Here is a 21,719-nt window from a genome sequence, read left to right on the forward strand (position 1 = left end):
CCGCTCTTCGTCACCTGAGCGGCCGAAGCATTTTCTTTCCGATCTAGAGCAACTGTCCCTGCGCTCGGGAGGATTGCCGGTGGCGTCTTTGTCGTCTTTTGAAGCTCCACGGAGGCTCGGGGTTATCCATTTTCCATAGTCCACGCCCATTTTTTCGCGCATCTTCCTGCGCCTCGAAGTACTCGTCTTCCCGTTCGAAGCTGTATTGCTCGACAACCCATGCCCAGCCGTTCACGATCATTTCGACTTCGATGTTGCGGGTCACCGACCGAGGCCGCTTCACCAAACCGCTGCCGCATTTGCCCTGATGGTAATAGTCAATCCTGCCGGCTTCCATCTGCTCGGTCAGGAAGCCAACGCAGAGCAGGCGCTTGTAGGGATCGATTGGCATGTAGCCCGTCGATTCCTTGCCAACCGGATCAAGCCTAAGCTCCTTGCCTGCGATGAGCGCTGCAAGAAAATCCCTCGCTTCGGGACCACAGGGCTGTCCCATCTCTGGTGCATCGATGAATGCGAAGCGAAAGGGTATGCGCTCGACCCAAGTATCTCGGAAAGGATGCCATACGTTGGCAAGGAAGCCGTCGCCGTCGAATACCTTTAGCACTGAGGCCTTCAAGACCTCATCCTGACCTGGCGAGCCAGGATCGTCTGGCACGATAATCACGCAAGCCCAGCCTTTGTGACTCGGCCTTGTCCGCGCTCGCGAGACTCCCAGCGGCCCAGCAGCCAGGCGAACCTCTCGGGATCTTCAGCGACAAGATAGTCGCAAATCCGCTGCCGCTCTTGCAATGGCAATCGCACCAGCACAGATCGCAAATCTTGGTCAATGGCCTTCCGAGACGCGCCCAGCTGCTCGGCCTTGGCGTACCAATCATGCCCTCCCGCAAGGTCACCGCGCTCGAGCAACACAGCCCCCAGCAGCGTGCAGGGTCGGTAATCTGCCGGCGTCAGACTGTGGGCCTGTCGTCCAAGCGCTTCTGCTTCTTCAAGCCGCCGCAAATCGCGCATCGCCCCGCCGCGGGTCGTCGAGAGGGCAGATTGCAGCTTCGGCGAGAGGGAGGTTTGTACCAGCGCCTTTTCGGTCACGGATAGAGCTCGCTCGGCATCATTCGCCTTGCGCCAATGGCCACTGGCGTTGACTACGTTCCAGGCGTCACCAGTGCGTTCCCAGGCTTCGGTTAGTGCTTGGGCCTCCAAGCGATGCCACGCCTTCTGCAGTTCATCGGTCCAGCAGTATTCGGCCTCGACTCTGAGCCAAGCCACGTCCTCGGTGCGGAGGCGCTGCCCTTTCTCGACTTGCTTCAAAAGACCGATGACGCGCCCGTAATGTTCGTCATCGACGTAGCCCAATCCAAAGCGTCGGCGGAGATCTTTTGCCTCGCGCTTTCGACGAAGGACCGGGTCGTTCGCCATGGCGGCAAAGGTTGCTTTCACTGCGTCGGCTTTGGCGGCAGCAGTTTTAGCGGCTTCAACTTCTGCCTCGGCGGCCTTGATCGATGCTTGCTGGATTCGTGAATTGCGCTCCTTGGCGGCTTGAGCTTGAAACTCAGCCAGTGGCAGCTGTCCACTTGCCAATGCGTCAAGAGCGAGCAGACCCGTCGATGCAAGAAATTGCCGTGCAAGCGGCGTAATCTGAGCTCCGACATCGATCCTCTGGAGAATGCCGTGCAACCGGGCTCCGGGCTGGTGTGCACCAGGGAGGTCATCGACCAGGTAGCGCTGCGCCAATGCGGAATTGTGAGCGGGGTTCATGGGCTCCCTGGCAACATCTGTGGTCCTGCTCGCCGCAAGTTCTTTCACAGCGCAGCAGGTAAAGTCTTCAATCTGGCAGCCCGTTCTTAGAAATCTCTTAAGCATCAGTCATGTTCAACTGATTGGTTTCGCGCTCATGCGCCCGCCACCTGCTCAAAAGCGGTGATCTTCACCGTCGCGTTGCCTGCCGTAATGAACGGTGACAGCTGGCATAGCCAGAATAGCCATCCGTAATACGGGACGTGCTAAAGGATAATCGCCTGGCCTTACCGCTCGGTAAGATTTTCCGCGTAGGGCGATGACTTTGAAACCACTCTTCCCGCTCGGTAAGAAATGCCCTTGAAGTCTTATGATGGCTATGCGATCTTCCCGGTCGGTAAGAAACGTATGATCGAAAATGCAACCCAGTTCGGCGCAGCCGTCGCCTCTGCCCGCAAGGCCCTCGGCCTTACCCAGCGGGAGCTGGCGCTCGCCATCAACAGCGGCGAACGCTTCATCGTCGATCTGGAAGCAGGAAAGCCCACCGCGCAACTCGGCAAGGCGCTTGCTGCCGCCAAGGCGGTAGGCCTGAGGCTTACCGCTACCGGCATTTCGCAGACCTGACGGTGGAACTTCCGGTTCACTACGAAGACCGTCTGGTCGCCACGATCAGCGCCGACCCGCAGGCAACCCGCTTTGCCTATGCGGACGCCTGGCGTTCATCCCCTGACGGCTTCCCGGTCTCGTTGGCGATGCCGATCCGGCCAGAGCCCTATGAAGGAGAACAGGTCCTTCCCTGGCTGATGAACCTCCTGCCGGAGGGCGAACCGCTGCGCGCCATGACGCGGGCCCTCGGCGCTGCACCGGAAGATGCGCTCAGCCTGATCGCGCAGACGGGCAGCGATCTGGCAGGCGCGCTCACCATCGTGCGGCAGCAATCGCGCGGCGAGCCCGGCTATCGTCCAATCCCGGATGCCGGCGCACTGGAGCGGATCATCGAGGAACTGCCCGCACGGCCATTCCTGGTCGGCGAGGACGGCGTCTCGATGAGCCTCGCCGGCGCGCAGGAAAAACTGCCGGTGGCGATCATCGACGGTCAGGTCGCCGTGCCGATCAACGGCGCGCCGTCCACCCACATCCTCAAGCCCGATAATCCGCGTCTGCCCGGCAGCGTCCAGAATGAGATGCTGTGCATGGTCCTTGCCCGCCGCATCGGCCTCAATGTCGCGCCGGTTAAGGCTGGCGTTGCAGGGGAACGCAGCTACCTGCTCGTTGAGCGCTATGACCGGGTGGGCACCGGCAAGGATGTCCGTCGCTTGCATCAGGAGGATTTCTGCCAGGCTCTCCGCCGTCCGCCTGCTGCCAAGTACGAGTTCAACGGCACTGGCATGCGCGGCCCCTCAATCGCCGACATGTTCGCACTCGTCCGCCAGCATATGACCGCGCGCGACATCACGCGGCTGCTCGACGCCGTGATCTTCAACGTAGCCGTCGGGAACGTCGATTCCCACGCCAAGAATTACTCCATCCTGCTCGGACGGGGCGCTCCGCAGCTCGCACCACTCTACGACCTGATGTCCGGCCTCGCATGGCCCAACATAACTCAGAACCACGCACAGGCCCTCGGCGGCCAGCGCCGCGGCCGCCACATCTACGGTCGCCACTGGCGTCGCATGGCTGAAGGCGCAGGCCTCGCAGCACGAGGCACGATCCAACGCGTTGAACAACTGACGGCACGGTTGCTGCGAGAGCTACCTACTGCAGTCGAAGAGGTCGCCGCCATGGCTGCAGGTTCCGCCATGCTCGCCATTTTCGCGAAGGAGATTGAGGAACGGGCGAGCGAAGTCAGGACGCACGCCGGACAGGAAGGCGTGCCTGATCTCGCAGAAATGACCACCGACGATAGCCCGACCGTCGGTGCGAGCGCGTACTCTGCTAACGGGGAAGCTTGATCGGGATGGCCAAAGGCATCTTGGTCAGCCGCGGCCACTCGCTGATCTTCAACTGATTGGTTTCACGCCCATCGACATGTAGCCTGCTCGAAAGCGGCGATCGTCACCGTCGCGTTGTCTGAGAGAGCTGCGATGACGAAGACCAGACGCAAAAGGAAGGCTACGCCTAAGCCGGTTTATTCTCTCAGGGCCGAGATTCAGGCGGCCTGGCCCACCTATTACATCGTCGACGAGCCGGAGCGCCGCTTAGACGAGACATTCGTTCGGCTGAAGTGTGTGATCGTCGAGACCAGTGCAACGCTTGAGCAGCACAGGGGCGAGGAAATTGAAATACGGCTCGCCTGCGAGCGATTTCTGCCCGACGTCTCCCAATCGGCTCAGCGAGCGCAGCTATCTCTAATTCTTCGCAAGAACCTTCGTTCGATGGTGGCTTATTTGCCCCCGGACGCAATTTGGGCATTGCCAGGGAACATCGCGTCTAAGGCGATTACCCACGTCCAGGTGGATTGCGATGAACTCTACCGAGGCGTGGCCACTGGCTTGAGCATCTACCTCTCTACGCTTGCCGAAATGCACTCACTCGAGGCACGCTCGTAGAGGGGAGGCAGCAGGATGGACGACGAGGTAAGGGGGCGTTTCGGAGCCCGAATCAAAAGGCCCACTTTCTGCATTTGTTCCAACGCAAGAATGGCGGAATTCTGAGGCTTTGAAATTGCCAGAGTCCCTAAAAAGGCATCGAACCAATACCTTAGTTACGTGGCGCGGGCGAAATTGTGGGCCTTTCCGAAAACCACATCGCCTAAAATGCTGATTTAACGACAGAAAGGATGGTAGACGTGAGTCCTCTTCTGGGCACCATTTTTCCTTTGCGGGGATTCCGCAAAAGCCCAAAAAATGAACGCCCTCTGCGGGCGTTATTCAACGCCTTTTCCGGCCTGGGCGCTGCTCGATTGCGACGGTGCGTCGACGGCCGCGCACCGCGTTGGCCCCGTGTTGTCGGAGCCCGGGAATCGTCGCCCGGTTGGGACGCACAGGGCGTTTTGACGCCTCATATTCGGGCGGACAAAAGCGGTCTGAATCTATGCGGTTAAATCCCTCAACTTATATGAACTAGCACATTTCCCTTCCTAGTGATGCGGCGTCCCCGCTCCTAGGGTCCGCCGCGGGCGGTCTTGGTCATTTGATGGACCCCGTGGGGACGGAATATTATGAAACTGGCGGTTTTGCGCGTGGCGATGGCGCGGTGGATGGCGATTGCGGTGCTTGTCGCGTTTGGCGCGCTGTTGCCCGAAACTGCCGGCGCGCAGCATACGGCCACCCTGTGTCCCCCGCAAACGGCCACCGTTGCGTCCGGCGGAGCGGTGACGATTGATATCACCGCCTGTACCTCCGACATTGGCCTTGTCGGAACCGGCCCGGTCGACGGTGGAAGTTCTCCCGTCGGAGGACCGTATAATCTGCCTGACCACGGCTCCGCCGTCACGCGCCGTGTCGGTAACCAGTGGTTCCTCGACTACAGCCACAATGGTACGACCGGTATCGGCTCGACCGACGTGTTCGAGTTTACGGAGGCAACCTGGGCGAACGATCGTGACGTGCTGGTCACCATCACGATCACGGCGGCAGCATCGCCGTTGACCGTCTCGCCTGGCACATTGCCGACGTTAACCGCTGGTACGCCCTTTACGCAAACGCTGACGACTACCGGCGGTACGGCTCCATATACATATGCGCTGCAAGCCGGTGCGCTTCCTGCCGGGTTGTCGCTTTCTCCCAGCGGGATACTGAGCGGAACGCCGACCCAGCGTGGCGGCTATTCTTTCAGCGTGCGCGCGACGGATAGCACGACGCCAACGGCGCACACCGTGGACAAAGGCTACACCGGATCGGTCCAGAACCCCAGCCTGTCGCTGGCAACGCCGACGGTCACGCTGGTGTCGGAGCAGGCGGCGTCGGCGCAGCTGGCGACCAATGGCGGGGTGGCGCCCTATATTTATGCAACCGAGCCGCCGGGGACGCCCATGCCCTTCGGGCTCAGCCTGTCATCAGGCGGCCTTATTACGGGAACGCCCAGCAGCACCGGCACGGCCAACATCCTGCTGCGCGTTACCGACGCCAGCACCGGCCCCGGACAATATTTCGAAGCGGAGACGCTGACCATCAACGTCATTGCGGCGCCTACCGTCACCATTGCGGTCGCGCCTGCGTCGGTGTCCGAAGATGGCGCGACCAATCTGGTCTATACCGTCACGCGCAGCGCCGCGAGCGCCAGCGCGCTGACCGTCAACCTGACAACATCGGGAACGGCGACGTCAGGAACGGACTATAGCGGTAGCACGCCGTCGGTGACGATTCCGGCCAACGCCACCACCGCGACCGTCACGATCGATCCGACAGCCGATGGAACGGTGGAGGCGAACGAAACCGTCATCCTGACCGTCGCGGCAGGGGCTGGCTATGTGGTCGGCGCCCCGGCGTCGGCGACCGGCACCATCCTGAACGACGATGTTCCGACCGCTTCGATTTCGGTGGCCCCGGCCAGCGTGCTCGAAAACGGCGCCGACAATCTGATCTACACTATCGCGCTCAACGCGGCGTCGGCTTCGCCGATCACGATGAACCTGACCGTCGGTGGTACGGCGACGAACGGTGCCGACTACGCACCGGTCAATTCGCCGGTCACCATCCCCGCCGGGACCACCAGCCACGCCATCGTCGTCAATCCCAATTCCGACGGTACGATCGAGGCTGATGAAACGGTCATCATCACTCTCGCGGCGGGAGCGGGCTATACGGTCGGCGCGCCGAACAGCGCGACCGGGACGATCCTGAACGATGATTTCCCCAGCGTCGCCGTCAGCAGCGTCACGGCAAATGAAGGCAACAGCGGGACGACCAATATGGTCTTTACGGTCGACCTGTCGGCGCCCGCCGCGACCGGCGGCGTGACTTTCGATATCGCGACCTTCAATGGTACCGCCACGGCGGGTCAGGACTATGTCGCGAACAGTCAGACCGGCGTCGTGATCCCCGCCGGGGCGACGTCGGCGACGTTCACCGTCGTCGTCAACGGCGATATGCTGAACGAGGCGAACGAGACCTTCTTCGTCCGCATCGCCAATGTGACCGGCGCATTCGTCAACGGGTCGCAAGGCACCGGCACAATCACCAACGACGATGCACAGCCCACGCTGTCGATCAGCAGCCCGTCGATCGTCGAGGGTAATATCGGCACGCGGACGCTGAACTTCGTGATGACGCTCGACGCGCCGAGCGGGCTTGGCGTGACCGTCAATGTGGCGACCGCCAACGGCACCGCCACCGCGGGTAGCGACTATGTCGCGGCGAGCGGAGGATTCTCCTTCGCGCCCGGCGAAACCAGCAAGACGTTTCCGGTGACCGTCAACAGCGACACCACCCCGGAAGGCGACGAAAGTTTCACCGCCACCATGTCCGGCGTGACCAACGCGACGATCGGCACCAACCCCGGCACGGGCACGATCACCAACGACGATGTGCCGCTCGACATCCAGCCGGTCAATCTGCCTAGCGGGACCGTCGGCATCCTGTACAGCGCGATCCTGACCACCAGTGGCGGCGTCTCGCCCTACAGTTATGCCGTGACCGCGGGCACCATTCCCACCGGCCTGACCTTCGCGCCCGACGGACGTTTGTCCGGCACTCCCGTTGCCGCTGGCAATTTTAGCTTCACGATCACCGCGACCGACAGCAGCGGCGCACCCGGACCCTATACGGCCAGCCGCGCCTATACCGTGGCGATCGCGGCGCCGACGATCGTGCTCGATCCGGTGACGCTGCCGAACGCGACCTTTGGCGTGGCATATAGCCAGACGATTACCGCCGACGGATCGATCGCGCCGTACAGCTTTGCCGTGACGTCGGGATCGCTGCCGCCCGGCCTGACGCTGGCGCCCGGCGGAACGCTGTCGGGCACGCCGACCCTCAGCGGCAGTTGGGGCTTCACGATCACCGCCACCGACGCCACTGCGGCGCCCGGACCCTATGCCGGTGCGCGCGCCTATTCGATCACCGTTGCCCAGGTGCCGCTGGTCCTGCCGCCCACGACGCTGCCCGACGGCGCGACCGACGTCGCTTACTCGGCGCAGATCGCGTCCGCCAGCGGCGGCGTTGCCCCGTACAGCTATGTCGTGACGTCGGGCGAACTGCCTTACGGCCTGACGATGTCGGCTTCGGGTGCGATCACCGGAACCCCGACGACCGCAAATTTGTTCAGCTTTGTCGTCACGGCGACCGACAGTGATGGCGGCGTGGGGCCGCAGGTCGTCCAGCAAAGCTATTCGATCAACATCGTCAACACGCCGCCCGTCGTTGGAGCGGTCACGGCCAATGTGGCTTATGGCGCGGGGCTCACCCCGATCCCGCTCAGCATCACCGGCACCGCAAACTCGGTCGCGGTGGTCACGCCGCCGACGGGTGGGCGGGCAATCGTCGACCGGATGACGATCAGCTATATTCCCGACACCGGCTTTGCCGGGACCGACAGCTTCACCTATCTTGCCAGCAACAATGGCGCCAATTCGGCACCGGCCACCGTGACGATCAGCGTCGCCAACCCGGCGATCACGATCACCGCGGGCGGACCGCTGACGGCGACGGTCGGGGTGCCTTACGGGGAAACCTTTACCTTCAATGGCGGAACCCAGCCCTTCACCAATTATCAGGTCACCGGCCTGCCAGCCGGGGTGCAGGTCAGGAGCAGCGGTGCGAATACGGTTGCGATCATCGGAACGCCGACCAGCGCGGGCAGCTTCCCGATCACCGTATCGGCGACCGATGCCTCGACCGGGACGGGGCCGTTCAGCACGAGCCAGGTCTTTACGCTTGTCGTCGCAGCACCGACGCTGAACATGACCCCCGGGGCAGGGACCCTGACCGCCGCCTATAACACCCCCTTCACGCAGGCCTTTACCGCCAGCGGCGGGGTCGGGCCGTTCACTTATGCGCTCACCGGTGCGTTGCCCGCCGGGCTGACCTTCGCGGGCAACAGCCTCAGCGGCACTGCGACCGCGCCGGGCAGCTATTCGGTAACCGTCACCGCGACCGATACCGGATCGACCGGCACCGGATCGCCGTTCTCCATCGCGCAGAATTACATCATCAACGTCCCCGCGCCGACGATCATGATTTCGCCGGAAAGCCTGCCGAACGGCACCGTCGGTGCCAGCTACAGCCAGACGGCGAGCGCGTCGGGCGGCGTCGCGGGCTATGGTTACGCGGTAAGCGCGGGCGCGTTGCCGCCCGGGCTGAGCTTGTCGGCTGGCGGCGTCATCGCGGGTACCCCGACGGCGGGTGGCAGCTTCAATTTCACGCTGACCGCAACCGACGCCAATGCCCAGACGGGCAGCCGCGCTTATACCTTGACCATCGGCGCGGCGGTGGTGTCGCTGCCCCCGACGACGCTCGCGGGCGGGCAGGTCGGTTTTGCCTATAGCGCGCCGCTCAATCCCGCGAGCGGCGGCACCGCGCCGTACAGCTATGCCGTGACCGGCGGCGCATTGCCGGGCGGGTTGACCCTGTCGGCAGGCGGGACGCTGTCGGGTACGCCGACCGCCTTTGGCACCTTCAACTTTGCGGTGACCGCCACCGACAGCAGCACAGGCAGCGGGCCTTATGCGGCGACGCAGAATTATACGCTGCTGGTCGAACAACCGGCGCCGATTGCCAATCCGGTGTCGGCAACGGTCGCTTATGGCAGCACCGCCAACCCGATCGCGCTCAACCTGACCGGCGGCGCGGCGGCGAGCGTTGCGATCGTGACGCAGCCTGCAAACGGGACCGCGGTCGCCAGCGGCACCAGCATCACCTATACTCCGAACGCCGGTTATGCAGGCGGCGACAGCTTCACCTACACCGCGACCAACGCGGGCGGGACATCGGCACCGGCAACGGTCACGATTGCCGTCGCCAATCCGGCGATCGCGATCACCGCGGGCGGACCGCTGACCGCGACGGTGGGGACGGCCTACAGCCAGACCTTCACCTTCAGCGGCGGTGCACAGCCCTTCTCGGGTTATCAGGTCACGAACCTGCCGAGCGGGCTGGCGATCAGCGGCAGCAGCGCGAACAGCGTGACCATCGCGGGTACGCCGACGGCGGCGGGCAGCTTCGCGCTCGCGGTGTCGGGCACCGATGCGTCGACCGGCAGCGGGCCGTTCAGCACCAGCCAGACCTTCACCCTTGCTGTCAGCGCGCCGACGCTGGCGCTGACCCCCGCAACGGGCAGCTTCACCGCCACCTACGCGGCGGCGTACAGCCAGGCGCTCACCGCGACGGGCGGGGTCGGTCCCCATAGCTACAGCCTGACCGGCAATCTGCCGGCGGGTGTTACCCTCAATCCGTCGACCGGACTGCTTTCCGGGTCGCCGACGGCGTCGGGGAGCTTCAACTTCGCGGTGACCGCGACCGATACCGGATCGACCGGGGCAGGGGCGCCGTTCACCGTGCAGGGCAATTACAGCCTGACCGTCGCGGCGCCGCTGGTCGCGGTGACTCCGACCACCCTCCCGGTCGCAACCGCCGGCGCCGCGTACAGCGCGACGCTGACCGCTGCGGGCGGGGTCGGGCCATATCGCTTCGTGTTGAACGGCGGCACGCTGCCCGCTGGACTGGCGCTGTCGCCAGGCGGCATCGTGTCGGGAACGCCGACGGCGGCGGGCGCCTTTGCCTTCACGGTCAACGTCACCGACGCCAATGGCCAGACGGGCGCTGCCAGCCTGACGCTGAACGTCGCCAATTCCGCGATCACCGTCACCCCGGTCACGCTGCCGGGGGGCACGCAGGGGGTCGCCTATAGCCAGCGGATCACCGCAGCGGGCGGCATCGCGCCGTACAGCTTCGCGGTCAGCTCGGGCGCGCTGCCTGCGGGCCTTGCGATCAATGCGACCACGGGCGTTATCGCCGGGACGCCGACCGGATCGGGCGACGCGACCTTTGCGATCACCGTCACCGACAGCACCGGCGGCACGCCATCGACCGCGACGATCACTTACACGCTGCGCATCGTGGCACGGCCCAACCCGGCGAACGATCCCGAAGTGCGCGGACTGGTCCAGGCACAGGTCAATTCGGCCCGGCGTTTCGTCGATATCCAGATCGGCAATTTCAGTCGGCGGCTCGAAGGGATGCGCCGCGGCGGTGGCAGCGGCGGGTTCAGCAACTCGCTGCGGATCAGCGCGTCGGATCATTGCATCGACACGGTGACCGCATGGACCAATCCGATCTGCGCCAATAGCGGCGGCAACGCCATGGGCGGGGGTACCCGTCAACCGGGCGGCTTTGGCACCAACCCGCACGGCGGTCCGGTGACCGGCGGCACGATGGGCGGCGGGCTGCTCGGCGGCGGAGCGATCGGCGCGGCGACGACTGGCGACGGCAACGACGCGGCAGCCAACGCCAATGGGTCGGGGGGCAGTGCTCCATCGCCGCTCACCATCTGGGCGGGCGGCACGATCCGCTGGGGCGACCGTGACGAAAAGACCGGGCGCCCGTCCGAACGCTTTGAATCGGAAGGCGTGACCTTCGGCGCCGACTATCGCTTCAACCCGTCCTTTGCCGCCGGTATCGGCATCGGCCTCGGGCGTGAGACGACCGATGTCGGCCGCAACGGGTCGCAGAGCGAAGGCGAGGCGAAAACGCTGGCGATCTACGGCAGCCACCTGCTCGGCGGCGGGCTCTATCTCGACTGGCTCGCCGGTTATCAGTGGCTCGATTTCGACCTCCGTCGCTACGTCACGCTGTCGGGTGCGATGGTCAACTCGTCGCGCAGCGGTCGCCAATGGTTCGGCTCGGTTTCGGCGGGCGCCGACATCGAAAGCGGCAACTGGCGCTTTACGCCCTATGCGCGGATCGACGCGCAGCGCGGCACGCTGAACGGCTATACCGAAAACAGCGGTTCGGTGTTCGACCTCACCTATCGCGATCAGGACGTGGCCTTCACGTCGATCGGGGCCGGCGCCAAGTTCGATTATCGCATCGCGGTCGAAAACGGCTTCTTCCTGCCGCGGCTGCGGCTGGAATATCAGCGTGACATCGAACGCGACAGCGAGGCGTTGGTCGCCTATTTCGACCAGCTCTCGGGACCGTTCAACGCTGTGCCGCTGACCGGCTACGCCCGCAGCCGGTTCCTGATGGGGCTGGGGGTCGAAATGATGATCGGCGATCGGACCGCGGTCGATGTCGAATATTCACGGCGCGACAACAGCGGGGCGGGGGTCGATCAGGGCGTGTTGATCAACCTCAAGCAGGCGTTCTGATCCGCAGCCATGATGGCGCCACGGCGCCGCGATGATCTCGCGGCGCCGTTTCCCCGATCGCGGCAAGCCTGAAGCTGTGCAACTGCATCGAACCCGCCTGTCAGCGCTCGCAGCCATGCAGGGCACTTCTGGGAGGACCCCACCGCGCCGTCGCGGCAACATGTCATGGTGCATCGGAACGCTTGCGCCCGCCGCTCCCCCACCGGCACATTCGTTCGCTGCGGCCGGGCATCGCTTGGCGACTAAATCCAGAGACGGGTCGTAGATGCGATACGGGCAAATCGCCGCCGACATGGGTGCAGGTGTGCGGGGGCTGTTCCAGCGTGCGAACAGCACCCCGCTCGAAGACGCGCTGGAAGGTAAACAGTCGTGGATCCGCCTCGCGCTGCTGGTGCTGATTTCGACTTACGCCACCGTCGCCAGCATCATCGTGTCGCCCGATCACCGGGTCGAGCCTTGGGCGATCGCCGTGCTGGGCTATTTCGCGTGCTATACGCCGCTCGCGATCGGCCTGCTCTATGTCATCCGACGCTACCCCGGCCATTATCCGGCGCGCCGTCTGTTTTCGATGGCCAATGACTATGCCGGATTGGGGTTCGCGATCATCGTCGGATGCCAGGTGATGCTGCCAATCTATGCTATGATCATGTGGGTCACGGTCGGCAACGGCCTGCGTTTTGGTTCGCGCTACATGATCGTCGCGGCGGTCATGGCGCAGGTCACGCTGGCGATCATCACGATGCTGACCCCCTATTGGCAGGCCAATCCGCCGCTGGTCGTCACATTGTCGCTGACCACGCTGATCGTCCCGCTGTACATTCGGACCCTGCAGCGCAGCACCGAACAGGCGCGCCGCGACGCCGAAGAGGCCAACGCCGCCAAGTCGCGGTTCCTGGCGCAGGCCAGCCATGATTTGCGCCAACCCGTGCATGCGATCGGGTTGTTCCTCAACAGCCTGACCCAGACCGGGCTGGCCCCCGAACAACGCGGCATTGTCGATCGCATCGACCGCTCGCTGCAAGGCGTCGCCGAACTGTTCCGATCGCTGCTCGACATCTCGACCCTCGACAGCGGCGCGGTGACGCCGACGCTCGAGCCGGTTGCGATCCGCCAGCTGTTCCGGCTGCTCGATCAACAGAATCAGGCGAGCGCCGAATGGGCAGGCGTCGATCTGCGCTTCGTGCCGTCCGACCAGGTCGTTCTGGCTGACAAGACGCTTTTGCTGACGATGCTGCAAAATCTGGTATCGAACGCGATCAAATACGCGCCGCGCAGTCCGGTGCTGATCGGCTGCCGACGCCGCGGCGCTTCCATGTCGATCTGGGTCATCGACCGCGGCCCCGGCGTGGCGGCGGAACATCTGCCGCGGCTGTTTGACGAATTTTACCAGATTCGCAAACTCGGCGGTGCCGACACCCAAGGGGTCGGCTTGGGACTTTCGATCGTTCGGCGGCTAGGTGCGTTGATGGGACTGGCTGCGGAAATTCATTCGCGGCCCGGCTATGGTACGGCGGTGGCGATCCACGGGCTGACACCAACGTCCGTGGCGGTGCGCGAGACGGGCGGCGATAGCGGCTATGCGGCGCCGCTGCACGATTTGCGCGTCCTGCTGGTCGAGGACGATGTCGACGTGCTCGATGCCACCGCGCATCTGCTCCGTTCTTGGGGCGCGGCCGTGACGGCCTGGTCGACCGTCCCGCCGCAGGCTCAGCCGTGCGACCTGATCGTCACCGATTTCGATATCGGCGGCGGGCTGACCGGTGCCGATTGCATCGCGCTGCACCGGCACCAAATGCCGCGGCCGATGGCGATCGTGATGACCGGGCATGACGAAATGGCGATCGAGGAGATCATCGCCGACGCCGCGGTGCTGATCCTCAAAAAACCGGTGCAACCCGCCGCCTTGCGGTCGGCGATCGCAGCGTTACGCCGCCGTGCTGCGCGGGGTTAGAGTCTGCCCTGTTCAGGCTGATCCGTAGCCCTGAGCCTGTCGAAGGGCGCTTCTCGCTGATAAGCGCCCTTCGACAGGCTCAGGGCTACGGTGATATGATTCAGCCTGAGCAGGACAGACACTAGTGCAGCCCCAGCGCGCTCGCCTTTGCCGCGGCCTCGCTCCGCGTTTGGGCACCCAATATTCGCAGCAGCGCCGACACATGGATGCGCACGGTGAACGGCGATATGTCGAGCTGGCGACCGATTTCCTTGTTGGTTTTGCCCATCGCCAGTTGCGACAACACGTCGCGCTGGCGGGGTGTGAAATCCTGGCTGCGGCGCGGCGATGCGGGCTGCGGAACGATGGAGGCGGTCGTGGGCACGAGGACCAGCGTGTCGCCGCCGCGCACCGCTCTGATCGCCGACAGCATCGCGTCGGACGGCATCGCTTTGCCGATAAATGCGTCGGCGCCCTGCTGCATCACCCGCGCGATCGTTTCGGTGTCGTCGGTCATCGAAATGATGATCAGCGACGATGTGGGAAACTGGCCGCGCAGCGTGGCAATCGTCGTCTGTGGATCCATGCCGGGAAACAACAGGTCGAGGATGAACAGCGTTGGCGCCGCGCCGCCGCTGACCAGCGCCTGCATTTCATCGACGCTGCCCGCTTCGATGATCTCGGCTTGCGGAAAAGCACCGCCAACCAGACGGCACATCCCGTCGCGAAAAATGGGGTGGTCGTCGGCAACCAATATTCGTTCGGCGGTTGGCATCTGCATCGGGCGCTGAAACTCCGCTGCCATCACGATCACGGCGGCAGTGGTGGCTTGGTCGCGCAATGCGGACGCGGATGCCAGCCCGATAAGGTACCGGTTCGCCTTTTTCGCTGGAAAAGGAAGGGGCCTGCATCGCTGCAAGCCCCTTCGCCACCAAGCGACCCTTTGGCGGACTAGAGCTTCCGGTGTCGCCGCGCCTGCAAAGGATGCCAGGAGACGATGCGCAACAGCGCAGCGACAAACCGATGCGTGAGATTGCCGCGATCGGCGACGCCCGGCAACCGACGCGATGGGCTAGCACGTCATGGCGGCACGGGGCCGGGTCGCGGGGCGGCGTACCAGTGCATCGATCGATGTTGTCTTTGGGCGGCCAAAGGCGCTTGTCGGTGGGATGGCGATTTTGAACAGGATGGCCGCGAAACCGGCGCGCGCTGCGCTCGAGTGCTGCGCTTTCCTGATTGCCGCGTCGGCGACCGATCGCGCCCCCGCCGATCCGCCGACCGTCGCGATCGCCGGCGAGCAGGGTGAGCCGAGCATCGCGGCGTGGATCGCTGCGGGATCGAACCTCGAAGGATTGCGCGCGCTGCTCGATGCGGGGCGCGATCCGCTGCGCCCGGATCGCGACGGCGATACCGCGGTTCACGCTGCCGCGATGGCCCGCAACCCCGCCTATCTGGAATTGCTTCTCGCGCGCGGACTGAGTCCCAATGTTCGCAATGCGCGCAGCCAGCGCACCCCGATCATGTCGGCCATGATGGCAGATCGCGACCGGCAGTTCGCCATGCTCATCGCCGCAGGCGCCGATCTCGCTCAGGCCGATGCCACGGGCAACACGCCGCTGCACGTCGCGGCGCAGATCAACCAGCCGGATTATGTGTTGGCGCTGCTGCGCGCGGGCGGTCCCCCCGCAGCGCGAAATGCGCAGGAGCAGACGTTCCAGCGCTACCTGTTCATGACCCCCGGCCATCTTCTGACCGAGGAAAACTGGCGGTCGCGGCGCGCGGTCGCGGACTGGCTGCGGCGAAGCGGTATCGCGTTGGAGGTGCCGACGCCATGATCGGAAAAATGGGTCTGTCGTGTCTCGCCATGCTCGGCCTGCTGTTCACCGCGCCCGCGCACGCGACGCTGCCGCCGCCGACCCCGTCCGAATATGGCGCCTATGGCCCGCGTGTCGTTTGCGAAGGCGACCTGTCGATCGCGGTGCGCGCGGACGAGGCGGTGCATCTGGTCGGCCCGATTTTTCGGATCATCGGCGATGATCATCTGATCGCCGCCACCCCGATGCTGATGCCGCCTTCGGCGCTCTCGCTGTTCAATGGGCCGGTCAGGCACGGGGTTTTCGCGACCGGCGGTCTGCCGAACAATCCTGCGATCGCCTTTCGCTATTCGGGCGACTTGCCGCCTGCCGCGGCGCCCTATGCGATTTTCGCGCGCGATGGCTTCGGCAAAGACGCGGTGCGTTATGCGATCGAGACGCGCGTCGGCGCGGCATCATCCGCCGACATGCTGCCGATGCTGATCGTCGCGTCGCCTTCGTTCGACGGGTCCGACGCCGACAAGGCGATTCTGGCGCGATTTCAGCTGGGTGCCGCTGGCGTTGCCGACTGCGTTCGGCCCTCTGACCTCGACGCAGGCAAGGCCGATTATCGCGCCGCGGGTTTTGAACGATCGTTCGACAATCCCTATTACGCCGGGCTGTACCCCGCTCAGCCCGATGTCGGGCCGGGCTATCATTGCCGGGGGGGCATCGGTTTTGCGGTTGCGGCGGGGGAGCAATTGCGTCGTCCCTGGAAGTCGCAGCGCGCCGGGCAGTCCTATCTGATCAGTGGCGGCGTGACGGTGGCATTATGGGGTCCGGTCGCGCCGATGCGGCCGATCGATCCCGACGATCGACGCGAGCACCCCGCGGGGCAATTGCACCGCAGCGCGCTCACCTTTTACCCCAGCCGCGGTGTCGGGCCGCCTTATGCGGCGCCGGGGGTGCGCGAAGACGGCAGCTGGCTGGTCGAGCTGGGTCAGGACAGGAATAGCAGGCTGCAAATCCGCTTTCCGGCGGGCGACAAGGCGGCGCTGGGGTTTTCGCTGATCGAGCGGCTGGAATTTGTCGCCGACGATGACCCGCGATGCGGAATTTCGCCGCGCTGATGCGAGCAGCGCGAAGGCGCCTCATGTACCGGTTCACGCGGTCGATTGGGTTCGCGGTTGCCCTCCGCTAGGGTGTGGACGTCGATAGATTTCCACAGGATTGCATCGATGCAGGGGCTGAAATTTCATCATCTTGCGCTCGGGCGAGCGCCGGATCCGGGCGATCATGGCCGACGTGCGGGCGCGCGCGGCCTATGCCGCCGCGCCGTCGGTGCGGTTCGTCACGGCCAAGCCCGCTGGCGGCTACGCGGCCAGGGTGGTGGGATATGTCAGCGCGGTACGCTCGGGTGTCAGCGACCGCCGCATCGCCCGGCGGCAGGGATAACCCAGAATGCGCAGGATATTCGAAACATGGTTGCGCACCGTGAAATGCGACAGCCCGAGCTTGCGGCCGATTTCCTTGTTCGACAGGCCGCGGAGCAGATAGTCCAGAATTTCGCGCTGGCGATCGGTGAGCGGGGAGGGCGGTGCCACGGGCCCGGGCGTCGTCGCCCCCGCGTTGCGATCGACGTAGAGCTGCGACAGGTTGATGATGTCCGAGTCGGGAAGCGCGGACTTTATCCTCGAAATGACGTCGTCGCCGCAGTGCCGCGATATGGTGACCAGCACGATGGTACGGTCTTCGGGGGCGAAGCTATCCGTCGCCGACAGCGGCGCGGGATAGACTGACGGATCGATAGGTTTCATGGCGCAGCGATGCTATCGCAGTGTCGGCGAACGATGAGGGGGGAAACCGGCGATTGGCTTATTGGGGGCAATGAACGGGTGGGGTTTTCTACCAATGGCTTGTCGGCGATGACCAGCGCTAAGGAGCGTCAGGCGGAATCGACGATTTTTCCGCAGAATGGCGCGCGCCCGCTCGCGTCATTGCCCTCCGCCGTGGTGCAGGAGCGCAAGGCGATTACGGTGACCACGGTCAAGCTGGCGGCGCTGTTCTGGTTCTGCGTTTTCATTACCGACAGTTTTCTATGGGGTCTGGCCGGCGTCGATCCCGTCAAATCGGCATTGGGCAAGTTCATCACGAACAGCTTTGGCGTCGGGTTGACGCTGATCGTCACCGCGCTGCTGTTCCTGCTGCGTCAGGCGTCGATCTTTGTCAAAGTGACCGTCATTTTCGTATTTTCGGTCATAGCGGCCGCCATCCTCAGCGGCATCGATATTCTGGTCTATATCTGGTTTGTGCGGCCCGCGAACTGGACGTTTGACCAGGTGGTGTTCGGGCATACGATGATTTCGAGCACCGGCATGTTTTTCGGCTGGTCGTGCCTGTACGTCGCATTGCTTTACAGCTTCGACGTGCGCGACCGCGAACGGAGCCTTGCCCTGGCGCGCGAAGAAGCGCTGTCGGCGCAAATGCGCGCGCTGCGGTACCAGATCAACCCGCATTTCCTGTTCAACACGCTCAATTCGGCCATGGGTCTGGTCGAGGAGGGGGCGACGGCGCGCGCGCAGCGCATGATGTTGTCGCTGTCGACCTTTCTGCGCCAGACGCTCGAACTCGATCCGCTGAAGGATGTGACGCTCGCCGCCGAACTCGAATTGCAGGAGGATTATCTCGAGATCGAACGCGAACGCTTTCCCGACCGCATGCGCTTCACGATCGACGTGGAGGCTGCGGCGTTGAAGGCGCTGGTCCCGAACCTGTTGCTCCAGCCGCTGGTCGAAAATGCGGTAAAGCACGGGATCGAACCATGCACGGGCGAAGTCGGCATCCGTATCACCGCGTGGCGCGATGGCGACCAGCTGTGCATCCGGGTCGAAAACGACCTTTGCTCGATCGATGAGGGCTCGCCGCGACCGGGGAGCCGGATCGGGCTGCGCAACGTCGCCGAACGGCTCGCGGCGCGTTTCGGAACGCGCAGTTCGTTCGAAACCAGATTGACCCCGGCGCTGTTTCGCGCCGAGATCAAGCTACCATGGTCGGTCTGATGCGGGAATTTGCGATCCTGGTCGTCGACGACGAACCCTTGGCGCGCCGCCGCGTGGTGCGGCTGGCGCAGCAACTGCCGTGGGTCGGCGACGTCGCGCAGGCGGGCAATGTCGCGCAGGCGGCCGAGTGGTTGGCCAGTGCCCCGTGTCACATCATCCTGCTCGATATCCGGATGCCCGGGGGCAGCGGCTTCGACCTGCTCCGCCATTTGCCCGACCCGGCTCCGGCGGTGATCTTTGTGACCGCGTTCAGCGATCAGGCACTGCGTGCCTTCGATGCGCAGGCGGTCGACTATGTCACCAAGCCGATCGAGGCGGGACGGTTCCAGACCGCGATGGAGCGCGCCCGCATGGCGGTCGAGCAAAAACACAGCGCCGACCGCATCCGCGAACTGGAAGAGGTCGTCGCGACGCTGCGCGCGGCAGAGCCTGAAACGCGCAATCACCTGGGCGAATTATGGGTTCGCGCGGGCGGCGAATATGTCCGGATCAAGCCCGAGAGCATCTCGCACATCAGCGCCGAGCGTGACTATGTCCGCGTGCATGTCGACGGGAACAGCTATTTATACAATGAAAATCTGGCAACGCTTGAACGACTGTTGCCGGCGTTCCAGTTTCAGCGCATCCACCGCAGCACGATGGTGCGTATCGATGCGGTCGATCGCGTCAAGGCCGGGCAGTTTCACTCGCTGATCGCGGTGCTGAACGATGGCACCGAATTGCGCGTCGGCCGCACCTATACCGCGGCGATCCGGGCCCGGCTCGCGCGCCGCGGCTGACGCCGCCATCGGTTCTGAGCCTCCGCAGCGCGAAGTTTTTCTTGCCCGCGTCGCAGGGCGAACCGCCTTGTTTCCGTTACGTCGCCGTGCAAGGGGACGCGCTTGAAAAGCGGGAGAGCGAGCGATGCATTTTGACGTGGTGATTGTCGGCGCTGGCCATGGCGGGGCGCAGGTCGCGATCATGCTGCGCACGCAGAAATTCACCGGCAGCATCGCGATTATCGGCGACGAGCCCGAGCTTCCCTATGAACGCCCGCCGCTCTCGAAGGAATATTTCGCGGGCGAGAAGGAATTCGAACGGATCCAGCTGCGCCCCGCCAAATATTGGGACGAGCGCGAGGTGACGATGCTGCTCGGCAAGCGCGTCGTCGCTGTCGATCCGGCAGCGCATGCGGTCACCACCGATGGCGGCGAGACGATCGGCTATGGCAAGCTCGTCTGGGCGACCGGCGGATCGCCCCGGATGCTCCCCATCCCGGGCGGTGACCTGCCCGGCGTACAGGGCGTACGGACCAAGGCCGATGCCGATGCGATGAAGGCTGCGTCGGAAACTGCAAATCAGATCGTCGTGATCGGCGGCGGTTATATCGGGCTGGAAGCCGCGGCGGTGCTGCGCAAGGCAGGCAAGAAGGTCGTCCTGCTCGAAGCGCTCGATCGGGTGTTGGCGCGCGTTGCCGGGACCGAACTGTCGCGCTTCTACGAACGCGAACATCGCGATCATGGCGTCGACCTCCGGCTCGGGGTCGCGGTCGAGGCGATCGAAGGCAGCGATCATGTGACCGGGGTGCGGCTGGCGGATGGCGAGGCCATCGCCGCCGACCTGGTCATTGTCGGCATCGGCATCATTCCCGCCGTCGAGCCGCTGATCGCCGCGGGAGCCAATGGCGGCAACGGTGTGCTGGTCGATCGCCTGTGCAAGACCAGCCTGCCCGATATCTATGCCATCGGCGACTGCGCCGCGCATGAAAATGACTATGCCGAAGGCGTCGTGATCCGCCTGGAATCGGTTCAGAACGCCAATGACCAGGCGAATGTCGTCGCGAAGGGTATCGTCGGCGACGAAGCGCCCTATCACGCGATTCCGTGGTTCTGGTCGAACCAATATGACCTCAAGCTTCAGACCGCAGGGCTGTCGACCGGCCACGACCGCGCCGTGATGCGCGGCGACCCGGCGACGCGCAGCTTTTCGGTGATCTATCTGAAGGCGGGCAAGGTGATCGCGATCGACTGCGTCAACGCCACCAAGGATTATGTCCAGGGCCGGATGATCGTCACCGCGGGAGTGGTGGCGACCGCCGAGCAGCTCGCCGACACCGAAACGCCGCTGAAGCAGTTGTTGCCGGGCGCCGCCTAGGGTTTGGCTCAGAGGTTTGTCCCGAATAGACGGCATCATTCGTCGCCATAGCCCTAAGCTTGTCGAAGGGCGCTTCTCGGATAAGCGCCCTTCGACGAGTTCTGGGCTATGATTCAGTTTGGCCGGAGTTGTCCCTAGGAGGGCGGTCCCCCGTCGGTTCGCGGAGCCTCATCGCCCAGCGCGCGCTTCAGCGTCGCCTTGATGTTGAGGAGCAGGCGGCGCAGCGCGATGATGACGACGACCGCGGCGACGGCCATCACGGCCGCGATCAGGATTGCGAGCGGAGGGAAGGCGATCGCCAGTGCGAGCAGGCCGCCGGTCGCGACATCCTCGCCGGTCGAGACCACCGCATTGCTGAAAGGTTCGGGGCTGGCATTGACGACGGCGCGCGTCGTCGCCTTGGCGCCGTGGCTCAGCAGGGCGCCGCCGCCGCCGAGCAGAAAGGCGATCACCTGCCAGGTCGGATCGGACGCGTCGACGAGCGCAAGCGCAAGCAAGGCGCCGCCGAGCGGGCGGATCACGCTGTGAACCATGTCCCACACCGAATCCACCCACGCGATCTTGTCGGCCAGGAATTCGGCGAGCGTCCCGATCGCCGCGACCCCCAGCACCCACGGGTTCGCCAGTACCTGCAACGCCGCGAGATGTTCGGGCAGCGGCAGCCAACCGAAATGCATCGCGGTGCCGGTGGCCAATATGGTCAGATAGAGCCGCCAACCGGCGAGCAGGCTCAGGCTACCGGCGACGCCCAAAATCTCGACGATTCCCAATGTCCTGCTCCCCTTTATCGGTCGGCGGACATCTTGCACCCGCATCGCGGCGGCCGC

General features: G+C 64.4%; 15 protein-coding genes. 10 read left to right on the forward strand and 5 right to left on the reverse strand.

Annotation, left to right across the window (positions count from 1 at the left end; all coding sequences use genetic code 11):
* Nucleotides 1-43: 43 nt before the first annotated feature.
* Both G9408_RS01065 and G9408_RS01070 read right to left on the reverse strand, forming a co-directional pair.
* Nucleotides 44-664, reverse strand: coding sequence for a thermonuclease family protein (locus tag G9408_RS01065; protein ID WP_168452332.1), 621 nt, complete (start codon nucleotides 662-664; stop codon nucleotides 44-46).
* The gene (locus tag G9408_RS01070) at nucleotides 661-1,752 is read right to left on the reverse strand and encodes a hypothetical protein (protein ID WP_168452333.1); all 1,092 of its coding nucleotides are present in this window, start codon (nucleotides 1,750-1,752) and stop codon (nucleotides 661-663) included. Before G9408_RS01070 ends, G9408_RS01065 begins: the two co-directional genes overlap by 4 nt.
* A 339-nt stretch (nucleotides 1,753-2,091) precedes the next feature.
* On the opposite strand from G9408_RS01070, the gene G9408_RS01075 reads away from it, so the two are divergent.
* The 5 genes from G9408_RS01075 (at nucleotide 2,092) to G9408_RS01095 (ending at nucleotide 13,928) form a co-directional block, all read left to right on the forward strand.
* Nucleotides 2,092-2,355: a helix-turn-helix domain-containing protein gene (locus tag G9408_RS01075; protein WP_408021857.1), complete on the forward strand. Its 264-nt coding sequence runs from the start codon at nucleotides 2,092-2,094 to the stop codon at nucleotides 2,353-2,355.
* Between the two features lie 2 nt (nucleotides 2,356-2,357).
* Nucleotides 2,358-3,683 carry a type II toxin-antitoxin system HipA family toxin gene (locus tag G9408_RS01080; protein ID WP_168452334.1) on the forward strand — a complete coding sequence of 442 codons (1,326 nt, stop codon included), beginning with the start codon at nucleotides 2,358-2,360 and terminating at the stop codon, nucleotides 3,681-3,683.
* A 132-nt stretch (nucleotides 3,684-3,815) separates the two neighbouring features.
* Nucleotides 3,816-4,280: a hypothetical protein gene (locus G9408_RS01085; RefSeq protein WP_168452335.1), complete on the forward strand. Its 465-nt coding sequence runs from the start codon at nucleotides 3,816-3,818 to the stop codon at nucleotides 4,278-4,280.
* Between the two features lie 611 nt (nucleotides 4,281-4,891).
* Nucleotides 4,892-11,977, forward strand: coding sequence for a putative Ig domain-containing protein (locus G9408_RS01090; protein WP_168452336.1), 7,086 nt, complete (start codon nucleotides 4,892-4,894; stop codon nucleotides 11,975-11,977).
* Between the two features lie 265 nt (nucleotides 11,978-12,242).
* Nucleotides 12,243-13,928 carry an ATP-binding response regulator gene (locus G9408_RS01095; RefSeq protein ID WP_168452337.1) on the forward strand — a complete coding sequence of 562 codons (1,686 nt, stop codon included), beginning with the start codon at nucleotides 12,243-12,245 and terminating at the stop codon, nucleotides 13,926-13,928.
* A 121-nt stretch (nucleotides 13,929-14,049) separates the two neighbouring features.
* Here G9408_RS01095 and G9408_RS01100 read toward each other — a convergent pair whose 3' ends face one another.
* Nucleotides 14,050-14,748, reverse strand: coding sequence for a LuxR C-terminal-related transcriptional regulator (locus G9408_RS01100; protein ID WP_210423153.1), 699 nt, complete (start codon nucleotides 14,746-14,748; stop codon nucleotides 14,050-14,052).
* A gap of 346 nt (nucleotides 14,749-15,094) precedes the next feature.
* Between G9408_RS01100 and G9408_RS01105 the strand changes: the two genes are divergently transcribed.
* Nucleotides 15,095-15,742: an ankyrin repeat domain-containing protein gene (locus G9408_RS01105; protein WP_168452338.1), complete on the forward strand. Its 648-nt coding sequence runs from the start codon at nucleotides 15,095-15,097 to the stop codon at nucleotides 15,740-15,742.
* Nucleotides 15,739-16,830 carry a hypothetical protein gene (locus G9408_RS01110; RefSeq protein ID WP_168452339.1) on the forward strand — a complete coding sequence of 364 codons (1,092 nt, stop codon included), beginning with the start codon at nucleotides 15,739-15,741 and terminating at the stop codon, nucleotides 16,828-16,830. The genes G9408_RS01105 and G9408_RS01110 overlap by 4 nt, the downstream gene beginning before the upstream one ends.
* Nucleotides 16,831-17,073: 243 nt before the next feature.
* Here the strand turns inward: G9408_RS01110 and G9408_RS01115 are convergent, their stop codons facing one another.
* Nucleotides 17,074-17,517: a helix-turn-helix transcriptional regulator gene (locus G9408_RS01115; protein ID WP_168452340.1), complete on the reverse strand. Its 444-nt coding sequence runs from the start codon at nucleotides 17,515-17,517 to the stop codon at nucleotides 17,074-17,076.
* 108 nt (nucleotides 17,518-17,625) lie between these two features.
* Between G9408_RS01115 and G9408_RS16450 the strand changes: the two genes are divergently transcribed.
* The 3 genes from G9408_RS16450 (at nucleotide 17,626) to G9408_RS01130 (ending at nucleotide 20,892) form a co-directional block, all read left to right on the forward strand.
* Entirely contained in the window at nucleotides 17,626-18,759 is a 1,134-nt protein-coding gene (locus tag G9408_RS16450) for a sensor histidine kinase (RefSeq protein ID WP_210423154.1), read from the forward strand.
* Nucleotides 18,759-19,538 carry a LytR/AlgR family response regulator transcription factor gene (locus G9408_RS01125; protein ID WP_168452341.1) on the forward strand — a complete coding sequence of 260 codons (780 nt, stop codon included), beginning with the start codon at nucleotides 18,759-18,761 and terminating at the stop codon, nucleotides 19,536-19,538. The genes G9408_RS16450 and G9408_RS01125 overlap by 1 nt, the downstream gene beginning before the upstream one ends.
* 124 nt (nucleotides 19,539-19,662) lie before the next feature.
* Nucleotides 19,663-20,892, forward strand: coding sequence for an NAD(P)/FAD-dependent oxidoreductase (locus tag G9408_RS01130; protein ID WP_168452342.1), 1,230 nt, complete (start codon nucleotides 19,663-19,665; stop codon nucleotides 20,890-20,892).
* A gap of 134 nt (nucleotides 20,893-21,026) precedes the next feature.
* Here the strand turns inward: G9408_RS01130 and G9408_RS01135 are convergent, their stop codons facing one another.
* Nucleotides 21,027-21,662, reverse strand: coding sequence for a DUF4126 domain-containing protein (locus tag G9408_RS01135; protein ID WP_168452343.1), 636 nt, complete (start codon nucleotides 21,660-21,662; stop codon nucleotides 21,027-21,029).
* Nucleotides 21,663-21,719 lie beyond the last annotated feature (57 nt).

It is taken from the genome of Sphingopyxis microcysteis (genome assembly GCF_012274265.1).
GTDB lineage: Bacteria > Pseudomonadota > Alphaproteobacteria > Sphingomonadales > Sphingomonadaceae > Sphingopyxis > Sphingopyxis microcysteis.

Coding starts and splice junctions, on each gene's coding strand:
- G9408_RS01070 (WP_168452333.1), bottom strand. CDS start 1,752: ATGAACCCCGCTCACAATTCCGCATTGGCGCAGCGCTACCTGGTCGAT.
- G9408_RS01085 (WP_168452335.1), top strand. CDS start 3,816: ATGACGAAGACCAGACGCAAAAGGAAGGCTACGCCTAAGCCGGTTTAT.
- G9408_RS01090 (WP_168452336.1), top strand. CDS start 4,892: ATGAAACTGGCGGTTTTGCGCGTGGCGATGGCGCGGTGGATGGCGATT.
- G9408_RS01095 (WP_168452337.1), top strand. CDS start 12,243: ATGCGATACGGGCAAATCGCCGCCGACATGGGTGCAGGTGTGCGGGGG.
- G9408_RS01105 (WP_168452338.1), top strand. CDS start 15,095: ATGGCCGCGAAACCGGCGCGCGCTGCGCTCGAGTGCTGCGCTTTCCTG.
- G9408_RS01110 (WP_168452339.1), top strand. CDS start 15,739: ATGATCGGAAAAATGGGTCTGTCGTGTCTCGCCATGCTCGGCCTGCTG.
- G9408_RS01115 (WP_168452340.1), bottom strand. CDS start 17,517: ATGAAACCTATCGATCCGTCAGTCTATCCCGCGCCGCTGTCGGCGACG.
- G9408_RS16450 (WP_210423154.1), top strand. CDS start 17,626: ATGACCAGCGCTAAGGAGCGTCAGGCGGAATCGACGATTTTTCCGCAG.
- G9408_RS01125 (WP_168452341.1), top strand. CDS start 18,759: ATGCGGGAATTTGCGATCCTGGTCGTCGACGACGAACCCTTGGCGCGC.
- G9408_RS01130 (WP_168452342.1), top strand. CDS start 19,663: ATGCATTTTGACGTGGTGATTGTCGGCGCTGGCCATGGCGGGGCGCAG.